Raw genomic sequence first — 17416 nt, forward strand, 5'->3', positions numbered from 1 at the left:
ATGCGTTTTCTGTACGTTGTGTCAGGAGTTTATAACTTTGATTATTTAATTATTTATCAAAAAACAAACAGGAGAAAAAAATGAATATAAAAGCAATAATTTCAAACAAAAAAAATATTTTAATATTGGCATTTTCCTTGCTGATTTGTGAAATAGTCTGGGCAATCGGTGTATTTACAGACAAATTTGTCATAAATGATGCGTCTTTAGTTTGGTACAAATATCTTTTTAAACCTGCCTTCAATCCTTCTGTGTCGTTTTATCAAGTGGTTTGGCTGATTATATCTTTATTAACAGGTATAGCCCTGTATTTTATCTTAAACAGCAAAAATACAGACCAGCAAGTCTTTCTGGACAAACTTAAAAAAATAGGCATAAATCCCGAGCCGTATTCAGGCAAGAGCAACAAAAAACTCGCACTAATTTTATTTGGCATTCAACTTATTCTAAGCGCGCTTATTATACCTGCGTTTTTTGGTTTAATGTCTAATTTTGGCGGCTTGGCAACAGCATTTCTGGTGTGTTTATCAGCATTTGCAGTGTTTTATAACTTCTACAAAATATCAATACCCGCAGCTTTTTTGATGGTTCCGTCGGTTTTATGGTCTGCTTACCTTGTGGGGTTATATTTTACTTTCTGGTTATTTAATAATGCCGCGTTGACAATATGGCTTTCTAACCATATAAAATAGTATAATTTGCAAGAGTATTTTTTGTCATGCTGAGTGAAACAAAGCATCTGTACATTTGAGAATTAAGTCTATAAGCCTATAACTTTTAGAAGTGATACTTTTCAGGAAAATCCGTCTTTGCCGGTTTTCTTGAAAACAAACTCATTTTAGCCCAATTAGACAGATTCTTCGGCTTTGCCTCAGAATGACATCTTTGTGTTTTTACTTGATAGACTGGAATTTAGTATTATATCCTTACTAAAACATGTATAATAAAATGTTAGGCAAATGGCATTAAAAAAATAAATTTCTAATAAAATCCTAATTATTTGTTGACTTATTGATGTTATATTCTAACAAGAAAGATTCAAAAAAGGGGTACATGGTGCTTATAACAAATAATTTTTGTTTATTATCCTGTTATAAAGCTAAAATTCAACCTGATAAAGATATTGCATCTTTAGAGTCCAAGCCCTATTTTCAAAATGCAAACATAAATAATGGCGATTCCCCGTTTAAAAAGAATGCATGTACTGCCTTAAAAAATACAACATTAGCTTTTTCGGGATATAAATACAAATTTAATGTCGAAGAGCTGATAGATATACTGGCACCGGCAATCGGGACTAAGAACATACCTCTTTTAAAACATTCTTATGCAACTTCCCTGTACGCAGAAGCACTTGCAAAAGCCGTTAAACTTCCTTTAATTAAGGTTAAAGACGTAAAAATAGCCGCTTTTTTTCATGATATAGGCAAACTGATTTGTTCAGAACAATCTTTTTCCAACATAAATATAATGAAAGACGAAAACAAATATCCTCAACACTCTGAAGTGGGAAGAATTTGGCTTAATCAAGTTCTTGGCATGAAAAATAGAGGAATAGATTCTCTAATAGGCAATCTATTTGATAATGACGGAAAAAATATTATTGATAAAATAATTCCTGTTGCAGATGCTTTTGATTCAATTACAGTGCCTAAATATCCTGACAGCGAGATAATGCACCATTTGCAGGCAATAGAAGAATTAAGAAATAAAAAAGGAAAAAACTTTGATCCCGTTCTTGTCGATAAATTTACAGAAATAATTTCAGAAAATGATTTTGACTTATTTAAAAAAGTCCAATCAGCAGTTTATAGAAGAACAGAAGATTTTAAAATTGATTTTTGCCTTGATGAAAAAGTAGAACCGGCAACAAAAATCAGAAATTTGTTAAATCCGTTGATTTCCGGAGAAATATACAGAAAAACAATAGCAAAAGAAATAGGCTGCAAACCTGTTGATTTAAAGGCTGTTATTGGTCCTGACGAATTGAGCGAAGAAATCAAAAAGTTAAAACCGGAAAATTTTGATCCTGCCAATTCGGATACAGGAATTTTTTCCGTTAATCTTCATACTCACACAACAGCATCAGACGGCAAGTTTACCCCCGAAACATTTTTTAAAGAAGTTGATAAACAGGTTCAAAAATTAAACGAGTCAGGACAAAAAAAGAATTTTATTGTTGCCGTTACAGATCATGACACACTTGAAGGTGTAAAAGACTGCCTTAAATATATTGCAGAAGAATCACAGAAAAATCCCGACAGGTTTGAGCACATAAAATTTGTTCCCGGTATTGAAATAAATTCTATTTATAACAATCCAAAATATTTCAATAAACCTGTACAACTTGAAATACTTGGCTATTGCGTTAATCCGTTCGATGATAAATTAGTCAAAATGCTAAAAAAAGTTGAAGGGGGCAATAGAAATTTAATAAATGGGATAATAACTGATGCAAGTGATAAACATGGCATAGATATTACGGATTTTGAAGAAAGAAAAAATTATAATACCGCATTGAGAACAGCAGGCGGACCGGGAATAAGATATGAGCTTAATAAATATTTACAGAGCAAAGGGCTTGATGACCAACAGGTCAGCGCTCTTTTTAAGGGTAAGATAGTTGCTAATGATTATACACCGCATACACCTGATATCGAAACAGTGCTTAATTCAACAAGAGGAGCAATGACAGGTATTGCGCATCCTTCAAGAATTAAAATTTCCGATAAAATTATTGAAAATAAAGCTGTCAGTGAAACTTTAAAAGAAAAAGAAATAGCAATGCTGCGGCTTTTTAAAGATTTTGCGGGTTTAGGCGGAGATTCGGCAGAATCTAATTATCAGCATGATCCGCAATATTTGCGCAGTGATGAAGGATTTAAGCGTATTATCAATCTTTTTCCTGTTTTTTGTGAAAAAGTTGGTCTTCTAAAAACAGGCGGAGTTGATAACCACGGTTTAACCCTGTTAAAAAGAGATTGAAAAAATCAATGGTAAAAAAAATAATTTTATAGTAATATAAAAGACGACTTAAGCGCATTTATTTTCTCATAAATAAAAACCGAGTTTTATTTGGAGGAGTGCCAGAGCGGTTGAATGGAACGGTCTTGAAAACCGTCGTGTGGGTAACTGCACCGTGAGTTCGAATCTCACCTCCTCCGAATTTCATATTATAAGAAGAGAATAGCTATCTTTTAAATCTTACAAGCCCTGTTTTAGCTGGGTTTTTGATTGCGCTTAACTGTAAGTTGGCATCAAGTCTAAAGGTGCAAAAGATAAATATATTTTAAAAATTACTACCAATTTTATTACGTTATTGCTAAAATTTAATATAATAATAAAATTTGTAGTGATTTGTGAGTTATACAAAAATGTCTAAAAAAACTTTAATATCTATAATTATTTTGTGTGTTTTAACAATTTTAAGTGTGTGGGTCTTTTTCTCTGATTCAGGAGAAAACGTAAAACTAAATACAGAAAAATCTTCTTCCGTAAAAAAAACTGAAGAAGAAAAAGTAAAAGTTTCTGATTTAATAATTACAGAAACCAATGAAGGAAAAAAATTCTGGGAAGTTGTAGCCGCAAGCGGAAATTATGATAAAGGTGTTGATATAATAACACTGAAAAACATAAAAGGTAATTTTTATAAAAATAATACAGTAGTTCTTAGTGTAGAAGCTCCTCTTGCTATTTATAACAGTGCTAAAAAAGAAGTTGTTTTGAAAAACGGAGCAAGGGCTGCAAATAACAAAAATGTACTTATAACTGCCGGAGAAATTTGCTGGGCTGGTAAAACAGACACGATAACTGCAACAAGAAACGTTAAGATAATTCAAGATGATAAAATGCTTACAACAAGCGACAAGTCAGTATTCAATTCGTCCTTTACCAAGATGAAACTTAGCGGAAATTCAAACAGCTATGTGTACAAATAAGATTTATTTTTGATTTTATGTTAATCTCTAAACCAAACAAAGATACTTGAGGGTAATTTGAACAAAATGAAAAAGCAAATAATCATTAAAACATTAATAATTACAGGCATAATTTCTTTATTGACAGTACCGGTTCTGTCTTATGCAGAAAATATAAATATTCAGGCAGATAAACAGACTTTTGACGGCAAGACAACAAATTTTGAAGGAAAAGTAAGCGTTGACTACCAAAATATAAATGTTAAAAGTCCAAAAGTTGTAGTAAAAAGTGATGCTAACGGAAAAACAGAAACAGCAACTTTTTTGAACGGAGCACATGCAGTCAAAACTGACGGTTCTACCCAGAGTGAAATAAAAGCCAACATAATAAATCTATCCCTGTTAAAAAACAGAATTAAAGCCGAAGGAAACGCAGAATCTGCTGTTTTTGAGAATAAAAAACCGATAGTTCATATATCTGCCGCAACTCAGGAATTTGATATAGCTAAAAATATCATAGTAGCTACTGATAACGTAAAAATAGATTATCAGGAAATAAAAACAAAATCTAATAAGGCAAGAATAAGTATAGATGCTGACGGAAACCTTAAAAAAGTTGAACTTATCGGCAAGGCAATCGTTAATCAGGATAAAAGTGTAATTAATGCTGATGATGTTCTTTATAATGCTGTTACAAACGAAATGGTAGCCTATGGCAATGTAAATTCTACAACAATTCTGGATGACGGAACTCCTGTTGATATAGTTTCAGAATTTCAGCAATATGATAAAGGAACTCAAACCCTTATAACAAGCGGGCATGTTAAAATTAATTATAAAGGCTATGTTGCAGTAGGACCTAAAGCTATTTTTATTCCTGATGCAAATTCGGCAAAAACCGGTAATTCCGGTAAACCTAATAAAATTGTTTTCATCGGAAGATCCAAAATTATTGAAGGCGAAAGACATGTTGAAGCCGATAAAATAGAAATAACAGTAAATCCAAAGAACTTTACAGCCGAAGGTAATGTAAAAACAAGATTTACTCAGGTACAAAGTATAAAAGACATGAAAAAACAAAAGAGTTAAAATATGCCAATAATTGCACAGGGACTAAAAAAAATATATAACGACAGAACCGTTGTAAATGAGGTTTCTTTTGAAGTAAATCCGGGCGAAGTTGTAGGACTTCTCGGTCCAAATGGGGCAGGCAAAACAACAACTTTTTATATGCTGGTAGGGCTTGTAAAACCGAATACAGGAAAAATTATTCTTGACGGTCAGGATTTGACAAACTTGCCTATTCACATGAGAGCAAGGGCAGGAATCGGCTATTTGCCGCAGGAAACTTCAATATTCAGGAAACTTACAATTGAAGAAAATATTGATCTGGTTCTTGAAATGAATAAAAAGCTCACAAAAGCCGATAGAAAAGAAAAAATGGAATATCTTCTGGAGGATTTTGGACTTACAAAACTGAGAAAAAGTCCCAGTGTTCAACTTTCAGGTGGAGAAAGAAGACGTGTTGAAATCGCAAGAGCTCTGGCAGCAGATCCTAAATTTATCTTACTGGATGAACCTTTTACGGGAATTGACCCTATTGCCATTCTTGATATTCAGCAAAATATAAAAGCACTTGTAGAAAGAGGTATAGGCGTACTGCTGACAGACCACAATCCAAAGGCTACTCTGGCTATAACAAACAGGGCTTATATAATTTTTGACGGCTGTATAAAAGTACAGGGTACCAGTCAGGAAGTTGCTGAAGATGAAATTGCCAAAAAATTCTATTTAGGAGAGGACTTTGAACTTTAAATATATAACTATTCTTGATAGATACATATTTAAACAAGTTTTAACTGCTACTTTAGTCGGGATAGTTGTATTTATCGTAGTTTGGATATCTCCGGAAATCTTATTCAAAATTATTAGAAATACTATTTATGGCGAAATCACTTTTCAAACAGCAATAAAACTTTTTTTATTCGAAATTCCCGAGATTTTAGGCAAAGCCATACCGGTAGGATTAATGATAGGAAGCCTGTTTGTTTTTGACAGACTTAGCAAAGATTCTGAGCTTACTATAATAAGAGGGGTAGGAGTCAGCCTTCAGAGATTATTTGTTCCGATAGTAATTTTAAGCATTATCGGAAGCGGTATTTGTTATTTTGTATATAAAGATTTAATTCCTTACAGTACTTTTGAAATTAAAAAGCTTAAAAATGAAGTATTTCAAAGCCACTTTGTTTATATGGATAAAGCCCCTTCAGGGAAGCCCAAAAATGTTCTTATTGTAGGAGGTTATGACGGAAATAACATTTCTTTGATAAAATATTTAATGTTTTCAGACAGGGTAAGCTCGGATGCCCCTCTTATTAAGTCTATAATTACTTCAAACAGCGCAGAAATCAAAAACGGATATTGGGTTTTAAACAAGGGAATAGAATATAAAATAGCTTCTAACGGTGTTTATGAAAAAATAATTCCTTTCAATAAAATGCGTATTTTTGATGAAAAATCTTCAGAGCAGGCAAAAAAACTTCTGGTGTTTTCTACAAAAAGATCAAAAGAAATGACTAATACCGAGCTGAAGAGTTATATGCAAGTTTTAAAAGCTGTTGAAATGAATGATGAGTACAGACTTGCGCTGAGCAAATATTATCAGCGATTTGCCCAGTCGATTGGATGTGTGCTTTTTGCTATATGTGGTGTTTTATTAGGCTTTAGCCGTCCGAGAGAAAAAAGATTTGTCGGATTTTCTTTAGGTGTTTCTTTGATATTTGTCTATTATATAATTTTGCCGTTTCTTGATATGCTTGCACAAACAGGTATTTTAACCCCGTTTTTAGTTGCATGGGTTCCAAATTTGATTATAATAGCGACAATTTACAGTCTAATTAAATATAAAGAACTTTAAAAAAATAAATTAATCGATTTTCAAGCTTTCAGCTTCCTGCTCCCATTCTTCCTGATTAATTTTGCAGGCATGGCTCCAGAATTTTTCTATTGCGTAGTATTGTCTTTCTTCTTTATGCATAATATGGACAATAATATCGCCATAATCCAACAAATGCCATCTGTTTTTTGAGTCTGTTTCAGTTCCTTTAGGTTTTAGTCCATAAACTTTTTCAACGGTATCTTCTACATATCCGGAAAGAGCTTTTACCTGAGTAGTTGTTTCAGCGCTGCAAATTACAAAATAATCCGCAATCGATGAAACATTTTTTATGTTCAATATAGTTATATCTTTAGCAAGTTTGTTATCAAGAACTTTTGCCACAGCACATGCTATTTGATAAATGTTTTCTTTTGTCAATTAAAATTCTCCTTTATTGAAATTTTTACAAAATTCAAGATAATGCCTTCTATTTAAAGTATAGAGGCTAAATACGACTTTGCATACTCTTCAAATTTTAAATATTATACCCATATGTTCACTATTTATTATACCTGAAAAACTCAAAACTAGTAGCTTAACTATAGCAGCGGCATAGGTTAGCTGAGTTATTTTAAATTCTTTCTGCTTTACATAAAATGAAAAAGAATAAAGGGATAGGAGAAAATAATGTCAACACAGCTAGGATTTCAAGCACCATCTGTAGAATTAAAAAAATTAAATAATATATGGTTGTTAGTATCAGGATTTACATGTAATTTAAAATGTCGTCATTGTTATTTAAATTGCGGTCAGAGTAATAAAACAAAAGGATTTCTTAATCTGGATAAAATAAAAACAGCACTTGAAGGTGTAAAAAATACTCAGATTGAAGAAATTTATTTATATGGCGGAGAACCTTTTCTTAATAGGGATATCAATAATATAATAAGATATTGTCTAAAAATTACAAATGTAATAATTGTAACAAACGGGACTTTAATTAATGATAAAAAAGCAAAATTTCTCAGGCAAATTGAACAGGATCACGATTATGAGCTTATTTTCAGAATAAGTTTAGACCATTATACTGAAAGCAAAAATGATGAAATAAGAGGAAAAGGCTCTTTTAGAAAAATCATGACCGGCATAGAAAACCTTGTAAATTATGGTTTCAATCCCATAGTTTCTGCTGTTAATATTTGGGATGAAGATGAACAGAGCTTAAAAGAAGGATTTTTAAATTTATTATCAAAGCTTGATTTTCAACCGACAGATATAAATATAAAAATAATTCCGGTAATTAAAACCGGCGAATATGAAAAAAATTATTCTTCTTACAAAGAAGATGACATCGTTACGCAAGAAGGTATTAAAAATTGCAATAAAGATTTGTTTGATTGTGCAAACTCAAGGGTAATTACAGACAGCGGTGTGTATGCATGCCCCGCTCTTTTAAATGATCCTCGCGGAAAAGTCGGAAACACGCTCTCTGAATCTTCTCAAAAATTCTATCTTGAACCAAACGTTTGTTATACCTGTCAGACCAGCAACAAAAATATTTTTACAAACAACTGGAGTTAAGTTTTATCTGAGGAATTTGGTGAATTATTTAATTTTATATAAAGATCTAATGTTAAATCAGTTTTGATAAGGTCATAATTGGTATTATTTAGTAAGGTAGAATTAACGTTTTTTATAACAACTAAATAATTCATAAGATAAATCTCGTTTAAGGCGCTTTGTATGGAATCAAAAGGTCCTTCTAATGATAAATTTAAACTCAATATGCTGTAGTCACTTGAATTTGTGCCTGCATCATCTTTTAAACTCTGAGTTGTAAAATCTACTTGATTTATTCTATTATTTCCAGTGTCTTTAATTATTTTAATAATTTGCTGAACTAGGTCTACAGATGCTGATTCTGTATCCATTCCAGAATAAGGCGCTTTGTAAATGTTTACGGGTAAATTTTGGTTATTTTTTTGAGAATTAGGAGTTAACATGTATTTTTCTCGATCTACATAGTTTTTTAACTCATCTTTCTTTTGACCAACTTTTACAATGTTATCGCCAAGTTGTGTTATAGCAGGTTGAACACCTTGTTTTATACCAAAAAAGATTACTAAAACAAGTACCAATGCAAATAATCCTGCATCTTTGTCATAATTGTTTTTGACAAAGCTTATTAATTTATTAAAATAATTTTTTTTAAAGTCGTCAAGATTCATTTTTATACTCTTTATTTTAACTATTTAGTTGAATTACCTAAGTTTAAGTTTTTTGAGAAATCAGTTAAGCCTGATATAATTCCTTTTTCTTGAGTCTGAGGTTGATTAGTATCCAGCGGTTGGGTTATTTTTGGATTTCCAAAGTCAAATTCATAATATTTTGGTCCGGAAAGAACAGCAAGTGAATTGATTGAAGCACCTGAAGCCGGTGGAGGTGGAAGCATCGGAGTTCCATTCGGTTGTGTCGGTAATGTTGGAAGGTCAGACTGAAGGTTATTCTGTGGTTGTACCGGCTGTGAATTGTTTGCAATGGTGTTAACGCTTACCGCAGGAGTGTTTTGATCTGTACCAGAGTTTTCTCCTACGACTCTGATTGACTTAATCTTAAAATTATTTAATTTTGAAACACTTGAAAGGTTTTTATAATAACTTACAACATCTTCAACACTATATGCTTTGCCTTGGATACTTGCATTTAAATCTGCATCTATAGCTATTGAAGTTAGCCATACTTTTTCGGGGATTACGTTGCTTATTGCATCATATGATGTTATAAGTTTTTCGTTATTTTTAAAGCCTGTTTGAACAACATCATACAAATTAAATACTTTTACTTGAGGTTTATCAAATTTTTCCTTATATTTGGTGCATTTTGTTGATAATTCTTGATATTGATTATCAAGAGAGGCATTTATCGGCATTGCTATTAAACTTATTGAAGTAACTAACAAAAATGCAATGGCTATTAAAATAAATAAAATCGAATGAAGAGGATTACCTGCAATACCCAGATCAGCCAAAAAGCCTGGAGTATCATCAGAATTCTGAGAGCCTAAGAAATTAAACCCGAATTTTATAGGCGCATTTTTCCAGCAGGAAGCACCAATAACTTCAAGATTTATAGATTCAAATGGCGAATCCATTGCATAAGTGAATAAAGACTCTCCTTTGTAGAAATTATTGTCTATTTTAATAATAGGACATTTGAAATCAAAATATGTAGCCAGAGTATTTGAATCAACAATTTTTGAATAATTAACAATAACTAATGTGTCAACTTTAGAGTCCCGTATTTTATCTTGAAAACTTGAAGCCAGGCTAGGATATAAATCATCTGTGTCCTGAGAATTTAAAGCTAGCGGAGTTTCTTCAATATTCAAAAGGTGACTTCCTTTTAAGGTTATTACAGCATTAGCATTGTCTTTTATTATTAAAGCACTCCAGTTTAAGTTACCTTTAATGCAATCATCAACAATGCCTGAAACAGAAAGACCCCTGATAAAAGCCGAATATGAAATATCAACAGCAACAAGCTTTAAGTTTTGCCTTCTAAAGATAGTATCCATTTTTTCAATTAATTGTTTTTGCAAAGCCGAATAAATAATATTATTGATATGGTTATCTTTATCAGTTGAAGTGATATTCCAACTAACCGCAGGTTCTGATTTTTTGAATATATAATTTTTTTCTGTTTCTGAAACTAAAGCTGTATAAACTTCTTCATTATCAAGCTCCAGAGGGAGTGATTTGTTATTGATTAAAATGCTGGATATTGCCAAAGTAATAGGAATCTGTGGTGTAATTTCGAAATTTTTTATAATATTTTGCAGCGCTGTTTCAAAATTATCAGTATTGACTTCTCTTGTAATAACGTCATATTCAAATGATATTTTGCTGTAATTATTTATTAACCCTGAATTATAGTCGTATTCAACAACTTCAAGAGTAGAAGCTGAAGAAATAAATATACCAATTCCCTTTTTAGCGCCGGGATTAATTTTATTGATTAATGTTGTTAATAAATTCATTTAGTTTATCAAATTCCTTTTAGATTGCGGCCAAGTCTTTGTTTGGAGTCTTGTTTGCGGAACTTTTATTTGACTTTATTATGTTATAAAGAAGATTTTACAATGTGTTATTTTATTTTACAATATAAAATGTTTATTGAATGTACACTGTATATAGTATTTATCTTGTTATTTCTAATAAATGTAATTTAGAATAATGGATAAAAGCAAGAGCGAGCTTATGAATAATATTAACCTAATAAATGAAATTAACAATCTGAAAAAAGAAAAAAATGCAGTTATACTGACTCATTGTTATCAAAATATTGAAATTGATGAAGTCTCTGATTTTGTCGGGGATTCGTTATCTTTAAGCCGTCAAGCGGCCAATATTGACGCTGAGATTATTATTTTTGCAGGCGTTTATTTTATGGCGGAAACAGCTAAAATTCTGTCTCCTCAAAAAAAAGTTATACTTCCAAGGCTTGAATCAGGATGTTTGATGGCAGATATGATCAATGCCGAAGAATTAAGAAATTTTAAGGCATTGTACCCAGGATCACCCGTTGTGTGTTATGTGAACTCTACAGCAGAAATTAAAGCGGAATCTGATATTTGCTGCACAAGTGCTAATGCGGTTAAAGTAGTTCAATCATTGCCTGATAAAAGAATTTTGTTTGTTCCTGACAGAGGACTGGGATCTTATGTTGCATCACAAACACCGGATAAAGAAATAATTTGTTACAGCGGGTACTGTCCTACTCATATGCGTATAAGACCGGAAGATATAGTGAATTGCCGTAAAAACATTACTGATAAGTTTTTGCCGCAAGAAATAGAAGTGCTTGTTCACCCTGAATGCCACACAAGCGTGATAAACTTAGCCGATTATATTGGAAGCACTTCCGGAATAATGAAAAGAGTAAAAGAAAGCAGTGCAAAAGCTTTTATAATTGCAACAGAAAAAGGAGTTGTAGACAGACTAAATCGTGATTATCCGGAAAAAACATTTGTACTTGCTTCAGAAAAAGCAGTCTGTGAAAACATGAAATGGACAACATTAGAAGATATATTGGTTTCTCTTCAAACAGAACAACCTGAAATTAACGTAGATAAAGAAATCGCTGAAAAAGCTTTTAATTCTATAGATAAAATGTTAAAAATTATGTAATAAAAATTTAAAAAAAAAGAGACGGGTATTGCCCGTCTCTTTTTTTTTAAATTCCTCCTGTTTGGATTTTGTAGCTCTAATTTTAAAAAATTTTTCTCCTTTTTATATAATTCTCTCTCTAATGTGTAATAGTTAATTTACTTTTATTTAGTGAAGTTACCGTCCTTTCTTTGTTTTTGTAATCTGTCTGTACATATATAAAAACAAACATTATTCAACAATTGCGTATATTATTTAAACTATTTACATTTCAAAAATAATAAAGAAATATTAAGCATGTGAAACGCTTTTTACAAAAGGCTTTCGGGGTGTTGTTTTATGTTTTTTAATTTCTAAAAAAAATTTACAATAAATATTGTTAATTTTTTCTTAACATTTTTTTAAAAAGAAACCATGCGCTTACTTCTGTCTGACATGTTTTTCGGGGCGTTAAACCGTTTATTAAGTAACAATAAGTATTAAAAAGCTTATTGGAAAATATTTCTTCCATGATTGATAATTAAACTGTCTGATTTAATAGCTGAAATGCCAGAAATAATGCTGATATTCCTTGTATTTTTATTAAAGTCATTTGTAAAATTTTAATTCAAATATTAACCTAACATGGAAGATAGCCGTTTTGTTTGCGTATTGAGTAGTTATAACAGTTATTAATTAGTTATAGCCTTTAATACAAAGGGGACATGAAAAAACAAAATGAAATAATTGTATTATATTAAATATATTAGAGGAGAGGGGTTCCAAAAGGTTTATAATGATTGAAGAAGTAAAAGTTAATGGATAAATTTGCACAGTTAACGGACGATAAGCTTGAAGAAGTAAAGAAAAAGGCAATGACTCACTGCTTAAATCTTGAATGCAAAAAAGAACAACTTCAAATTCTTATTAAAAAATTAAGCACAATATCAGGACAGAGATTGGATCTTCTTTATAAAAGTCAAGGAATAAAGGAATCCTCAAATTGTTTCGGATTAAGAAAATCTTCTATTTCAGATGAATTAAGATTTGCCGAAGATAGCAGAGAAATTGTTGAAGTAGAGATCAAAAACGCAAAATATCAGTTAAAAGTAATCGAAAATATAATGCTAAAAAGAAAATGATAAAAGATAAATACTTTTCTCATAAAACTATCGATACTAAAGCCTTAGAACTGCTTAATAATACAAAAAATATAGTAGGCAGAACAAAAACACAAGAATTTATTCCAAAAAAGTCTGCTCTTATTGTTATTGATATGCAAAAATATTTTTGTGACGAATTTTCTAATGCTTTTATTCCTTCTTCGGTTGCAATAATTCCTAAAATCAAGATCTTAGCTGAGGCATATGTAGATAAGAATCTGCCTGTTATTTTTACAAAGCATATTAATACTTGTGAAAATGCTGCAATGATGGGCAAATGGTGGGGAAAAGTTCTTTCTGTAGATTCTCACATGAGTGAAATTATTTCTGAGTTAAATATCAAAAATGCAAAGGTGATTGAAAAAACGCAATATGATTCGTTTTATAATACCGATTTAGAAGATTTTTTAAAAAATAACAATATTTCACAACTTGTAATAACAGGTGTAATGACACATTTGTGCTGCGAAACAACGGCAAGGGCGGCTTTTGTCAGAGGATTTGAAACTTTTTTATGCATAGATTCAACAGCTACATATAATGAAAATTTTCATGCAGCTGCTATGCTTAATTTAGCGCATGGCTTTTCTGATTTAACTTTAGCGGATGAAATATACGGGAAACTAAAGAATGAAGCACAATAGGGTCGCAATAATAGGGGCAGGTCCGGCAGGAATTGCATGTGCAGTGCAATTAAAAAGAGACGGACAGGAATTTTTATTGTTTGAAAAAAATCAAACAGGCGGACTTTTAAGAAATGCTAATCTTGTTGAAAATTATATAGGGCTGAAAAAAAGTATTTCAGGACAGACTTTAGTTAAAAATTTCAGAAAAAATCTCAAAGATTTAGATATTGAGCCAATTTTAACGGAAGTAAAAAAAGTTTCTTTTTCGGGAAATTGCTCAAAAAAGCATTTTGTTATAGAAACAGCAACAGGTTCATTTACCTCAGAAATTCTTGTTGTTGCAAGCGGAACAAAACCTAAAAATAGCGAAATTATACAAACACGAAGAAGTCCTTCGGCTGAGTCCAATCGTTATAATAAAAAAATTTTTTACGAAATAGTTGATTTAAATAAAAGTAGCTGCACAGGCAAAAAATTTGCGATTATAGGCGCAGGAGATGCGGCTTTTGATTATGCAATAAATCTGGTTAATAATTACAATGTCTCTGAAGTTAGTATCCTAAACAGAAGCGAACAAGCAAAATGTCTGCCTCTTTTAGAAAAAAGAGCTTTTGAAACAGGTAAAATTAAGCATTTTAAAAATATTCATGTTGAAAGCATTGCAGAAGCAGACAAAAAAGTAATTTTATCAGGTATAAAGGATAAAAATAATTTTAATCTGGAAGCAGATTTTATAATAGTTGCTGTTGGAAGAGAACCTTGTTTGGATTTTCTCAGTAATGAGCTGCTAAACGACAGCTTGAACCTTAAAAAAGAAGGACTGCTCTATTTTATTGGGGATGTTGCAAACGATAATTACAGACAAACCTCTATTGCAACAGGAGATGGAATTAAGACAGCCATGAAAATTTATAGGATACTAAAATAATGAACAAGGTAGAAGATATTTTGAGGAAAATCTTTAAAATATAATCTTCTTTCTTCTACAAAGAATGGGGGCTTGACATGGGTTCAAGACCTTCCTAATAAAAAATACCAAAAGAGACCTATTTATTTTGAGGTCTCTTTTAATTTTTTTATTAATTTTGAGTATTGAATAGTCTTGAACAAAATGCACTTTACCATGAAATATCTATGCGGCGAGGTAGTTTTTTCTCTGTGTTATCTACTCTAGAATAATCTATGCGTCCATCTCCGTCTCTATCCATCCATATGTTCTTACCTATCGTAACTTTCTTTGAATAACGACTATAGTTTATCTGGCAGTTCCGGTCGAAATGCAAATTTTAAAATAAGCTGAAAACGTGCAACGTGTCTATAATAGAGGCACAATATTTTAGTCCCGGTCAATATGCAGGAAGTGCCACTTTTCTGCATAAATGGTACCGGTCAAAATGAAGATTTTATTTAAAAAATATGCCTCAATTGCAAACACCGAGCGGATATAATCCCGTTTGCAGGAATGTGGCACTTTTTTCTAAAGCCGGAAGAAGCCGGAAGAAGCATGGAAGGTTTTTCAAAATTTATCAAATAGTTCCGGCTAAAATGCAGAACTTCCTGCTTTTGCTTTCCGGATTGATTCAGATTAGATACAAATGTCGTAAATAGACTTCTAATCTGAGACAACAGAGTTATCATTCCCAATGACGCACTAATTAAAGGTTCAGAGGGAATAAAAATGAATCCTGAAAGTATCTGGGTTGATCTAAAGACAGCAGCCGAAATAAAAGGAATAACCACAAGGGCTTTAAGATTAGCTCTCGGCAGGGGCAAATATACTTCTCGCGAATCTATGACCCAAGGCGGAAAGACTTCCGAGATACTTTTATCCTCTTTAGAAAATAAAGTTCAGGAAATATATAAGAATAAATATTACAGCCGGATTATTGAAATCGAAGCGCAGTTAATGCCAATATCAAAACCTGAAATATCTGAGTTGAAATTTATTCCCGATACAGCAAAAACAATTGCCCTTGCCAGATTAGACCTTATTAACGAATGGAATACTTTAAGAATAAAGCATAAACCAAAACAAAAAGGCGACAGACTGTTTTTAGAACTATATAACTCGGGCGAATATTTAAAAACCATTTACGAGCTTCTGGGGAAAACCTCTAGAGGCTCTTTATTAAGATGGAATAAACTTTATACGGATTATGAAACGTGGGAAGTCCTTGCTCCGCAATATAAATACTCGGGATTTAACGATTATAAAACAATACTTACTGAAGAGCAGATAGGAATATTTTTAAAACTGCTCCTGCACCCCAATCAATTCAATATCGGCAAGGCAATAAAATTAACAACTCATATATTGGAAAAACGAGGTTTTACAGATATTCCTCAAGCTATAACATTCCGCAGATACGCTCAATACTTTAAAAAACACAATTGCGATAAGTGGATACTAATGAGAGAGGGAGAGAAGGCGCTTCGCGATAAAATCGAGCCCTACCTGAAAAGAGATATTTCAACAATCAAAGCAGGCGAAATCCTTGTAGCCGACGGACACGTTTTAAACTTCCTTGTTTTAAATCCATTCACCGGAAAACCCTGTAGAGCGACATTAGTAGGATTCCTCGATTGGAAGTCGGGCTATCTCGCAGGGTATTACATTATGCTGGAAGAGAATATTCAGTGCATAGCTTCAGCTTTAAGAATGGCAATAATCAATCTGGATATGATTCCGACCATAGTTTATCAAGATAACGGCAGAGCCTTTAAAGCAAAATATTTTACCGAGTCGGCAGATTTTACCGAAGCGGGATTTAACGGCATTTACACAAATCTTGGCATAAAACCGGTATTCGCAAAACCCTATAATGCCAGAGCAAAGGTTATAGAAAGATTTTTTAAGGAATTTCAAGAAGAATTTGAAAAACTTGTACCGAGCTACAGCGGAACTTCAATAGAAACAAAACCGGCGCATTTAAAAAGAAACGAGAAATTTCACAAGGAAATTTATGACAAAGTTAACAAAGGATACATACCAAAAATTGAAGATGTAATAAAACTTATAGACTGCTGGCTTGATTACAGACATTCTCAGCCCTGCCCTAATTTAAAAGGCAAAACAATCAAAGAAGCCTTTGATACCAGAGAAAAACAAAATGTAGATATATCAAAACTTGACGATTTGATGATGGCTTATGAAGTCAAAACAATTCATCGAAACGGCATAAGGTTTTTAAATACTGATTATTACAACGATGCACTTTACGGCTTAAGGGAAAGGGTAATGATTAGGTACAGCCTGTTTGACCTGACAAAAATCAAGATTTATTCAACAAAAGGCGAATATTTATGCACCGCTAAAAGAGTAACGGGCACGCATCCGATGGCTTATCACCTTGGGACAGTCAAAGATATGGAGGATTTTAAACAAAAAATTCAAAAACAAAAAAGGCTTAAAAACCGCACGCTAAAAGCAGTTAAGAGATTCTTGCCAAAAGAAGATATTAAATTCCTTGAGATACAAATGGATTTAGAAAGCAGACCGCAGGAAATTTCTGCAATAGAAATCAAGCAAGAACCAATAATCCTGCCTGATAAACTCAGACCGGTATTTATGAATTCTTACGAGAAATATGAATATTTAATAAAAGAAGGCTGCACGACAAACGAAGAAAGGAAATGGCTGACTGATTACAAAACCGGCGAAGAATACCAATTAATATACGGAGATTAA

15 protein-coding genes and 1 tRNA gene are annotated in these 17416 nt (G+C 32.1%); 13 read left to right on the forward strand and 3 right to left on the reverse strand.

Annotated elements, in window-relative coordinates; translation table 11 throughout:
• Positions 1 to 80 precede the first annotated feature (80 nt).
• The 7 genes from WCG23_08420 (at position 81) to WCG23_08450 (ending at position 6834) form a co-directional block, all read left to right on the forward strand.
• Positions 81 to 692 (forward strand): TspO/MBR family protein, encoded by a 612-nt coding sequence (locus WCG23_08420; protein ID MEI8389895.1) that lies wholly within the window; start codon positions 81 to 83, stop codon positions 690 to 692.
• A 361-nt stretch (positions 693 to 1053) separates the two neighbouring features.
• A complete protein-coding gene (locus WCG23_08425; protein MEI8389896.1) occupies positions 1054 to 2985 on the forward strand; it encodes an HD domain-containing protein in 1932 nt (643 codons plus the stop codon).
• A 92-nt stretch (positions 2986 to 3077) separates the two neighbouring features.
• Positions 3078 to 3164 (forward strand) — tRNA-Ser (locus WCG23_08430).
• A gap of 210 nt (positions 3165 to 3374) precedes the next feature.
• A complete protein-coding gene (lptC, locus tag WCG23_08435) occupies positions 3375 to 3938 on the forward strand; it encodes an LPS export ABC transporter periplasmic protein LptC (protein MEI8389897.1) in 564 nt (187 codons plus the stop codon).
• Positions 3939 to 4004: 66 nt separating this feature from the next.
• The gene (locus WCG23_08440) at positions 4005 to 5006 is read left to right on the forward strand and encodes an LptA/OstA family protein (GenBank protein ID MEI8389898.1); all 1002 of its coding nucleotides are present in this window, start codon (positions 4005 to 4007) and stop codon (positions 5004 to 5006) included.
• A gap of 3 nt (positions 5007 to 5009) precedes the next feature.
• Positions 5010 to 5732 carry an LPS export ABC transporter ATP-binding protein gene (gene lptB / locus WCG23_08445; GenBank protein ID MEI8389899.1) on the forward strand — a complete coding sequence of 241 codons (723 nt, stop codon included), beginning with the start codon at positions 5010 to 5012 and terminating at the stop codon, positions 5730 to 5732.
• Complete coding sequence (locus WCG23_08450) at positions 5722 to 6834, forward strand: LptF/LptG family permease (protein ID MEI8389900.1); 1113 nt, start codon at positions 5722 to 5724, stop codon at positions 6832 to 6834. Before lptB ends, WCG23_08450 begins: the two co-directional genes overlap by 11 nt.
• 9 nt (positions 6835 to 6843) lie before the next feature.
• Here the strand turns inward: WCG23_08450 and rsfS are convergent, their stop codons facing one another.
• Positions 6844 to 7233, reverse strand: a complete 390-nt coding sequence (rsfS, locus tag WCG23_08455; protein MEI8389901.1) for a ribosome silencing factor — start codon at positions 7231 to 7233, stop codon at positions 6844 to 6846.
• A 249-nt stretch (positions 7234 to 7482) separates the two neighbouring features.
• Between rsfS and WCG23_08460 the strand changes: the two genes are divergently transcribed.
• Positions 7483 to 8376: a radical SAM protein gene (locus WCG23_08460; GenBank protein ID MEI8389902.1), complete on the forward strand. Its 894-nt coding sequence runs from the start codon at positions 7483 to 7485 to the stop codon at positions 8374 to 8376.
• On the opposite strand, the gene WCG23_08465 is transcribed toward WCG23_08460, so the two are convergent.
• On the reverse strand, positions 8373 to 9023 hold the full coding sequence (locus WCG23_08465; protein MEI8389903.1) for a hypothetical protein: 651 nt from the start codon (positions 9021 to 9023) through the stop codon (positions 8373 to 8375). The two genes, WCG23_08460 and WCG23_08465, sit on opposite strands and share 4 nt — an antisense overlap.
• 20 nt (positions 9024 to 9043) lie before the next feature.
• A complete protein-coding gene (locus WCG23_08470; protein MEI8389904.1) occupies positions 9044 to 10831 on the reverse strand; it encodes a PilN domain-containing protein in 1788 nt (595 codons plus the stop codon).
• A gap of 220 nt (positions 10832 to 11051) precedes the next feature.
• Here WCG23_08470 and nadA point away from each other — a divergent pair, with 220 nt between their 5' ends.
• From nadA to WCG23_08495, 5 genes are all read left to right on the forward strand, one after another.
• Complete coding sequence (nadA, locus tag WCG23_08475) at positions 11052 to 11981, forward strand: quinolinate synthase NadA (protein MEI8389905.1); 930 nt, start codon at positions 11052 to 11054, stop codon at positions 11979 to 11981.
• Between the two features lie 776 nt (positions 11982 to 12757).
• Complete coding sequence (locus WCG23_08480; protein ID MEI8389906.1) at positions 12758 to 13081, forward strand: hypothetical protein; 324 nt, start codon at positions 12758 to 12760, stop codon at positions 13079 to 13081.
• Entirely contained in the window at positions 13078 to 13746 is a 669-nt protein-coding gene (locus tag WCG23_08485) for an isochorismatase family cysteine hydrolase (protein MEI8389907.1), read from the forward strand. The genes WCG23_08480 and WCG23_08485 overlap by 4 nt, the downstream gene beginning before the upstream one ends.
• Positions 13733 to 14656, forward strand: a complete 924-nt coding sequence (locus WCG23_08490) for an NAD(P)/FAD-dependent oxidoreductase (protein ID MEI8389908.1) — start codon at positions 13733 to 13735, stop codon at positions 14654 to 14656. Before WCG23_08485 ends, WCG23_08490 begins: the two co-directional genes overlap by 14 nt.
• A 750-nt stretch (positions 14657 to 15406) precedes the next feature.
• Positions 15407 to 17416: a transposase gene (locus WCG23_08495; GenBank protein MEI8389909.1), complete on the forward strand. Its 2010-nt coding sequence runs from the start codon at positions 15407 to 15409 to the stop codon at positions 17414 to 17416.

It is taken from the genome of bacterium (genome assembly GCA_037147175.1).
Classification (GTDB): Bacteria; Cyanobacteriota; Vampirovibrionia; order Gastranaerophilales; family UBA9971; genus UBA9971.

Coding starts and splice junctions, on each gene's coding strand:
- WCG23_08480 (MEI8389906.1), top strand. CDS start 12,758: ATGGATAAATTTGCACAGTTAACGGACGATAAGCTTGAAGAAGTAAAG.
- WCG23_08440 (MEI8389898.1), top strand. CDS start 4,005: ATGAAAAAGCAAATAATCATTAAAACATTAATAATTACAGGCATAATT.
- WCG23_08460 (MEI8389902.1), top strand. CDS start 7,483: ATGTCAACACAGCTAGGATTTCAAGCACCATCTGTAGAATTAAAAAAA.
- WCG23_08425 (MEI8389896.1), top strand. CDS start 1,054: ATGGTGCTTATAACAAATAATTTTTGTTTATTATCCTGTTATAAAGCT.
- nadA (MEI8389905.1), top strand. CDS start 11,052: ATGAATAATATTAACCTAATAAATGAAATTAACAATCTGAAAAAAGAA.
- WCG23_08495 (MEI8389909.1), top strand. CDS start 15,407: ATGAATCCTGAAAGTATCTGGGTTGATCTAAAGACAGCAGCCGAAATA.
- WCG23_08420 (MEI8389895.1), top strand. CDS start 81: ATGAATATAAAAGCAATAATTTCAAACAAAAAAAATATTTTAATATTG.
- WCG23_08485 (MEI8389907.1), top strand. CDS start 13,078: ATGATAAAAGATAAATACTTTTCTCATAAAACTATCGATACTAAAGCC.
- WCG23_08470 (MEI8389904.1), bottom strand. CDS start 10,831: ATGAATTTATTAACAACATTAATCAATAAAATTAATCCCGGCGCTAAA.
- WCG23_08465 (MEI8389903.1), bottom strand. CDS start 9,023: ATGAATCTTGACGACTTTAAAAAAAATTATTTTAATAAATTAATAAGC.
- WCG23_08490 (MEI8389908.1), top strand. CDS start 13,733: ATGAAGCACAATAGGGTCGCAATAATAGGGGCAGGTCCGGCAGGAATT.
- lptC (MEI8389897.1), top strand. CDS start 3,375: ATGTCTAAAAAAACTTTAATATCTATAATTATTTTGTGTGTTTTAACA.
- lptB (MEI8389899.1), top strand. CDS start 5,010: ATGCCAATAATTGCACAGGGACTAAAAAAAATATATAACGACAGAACC.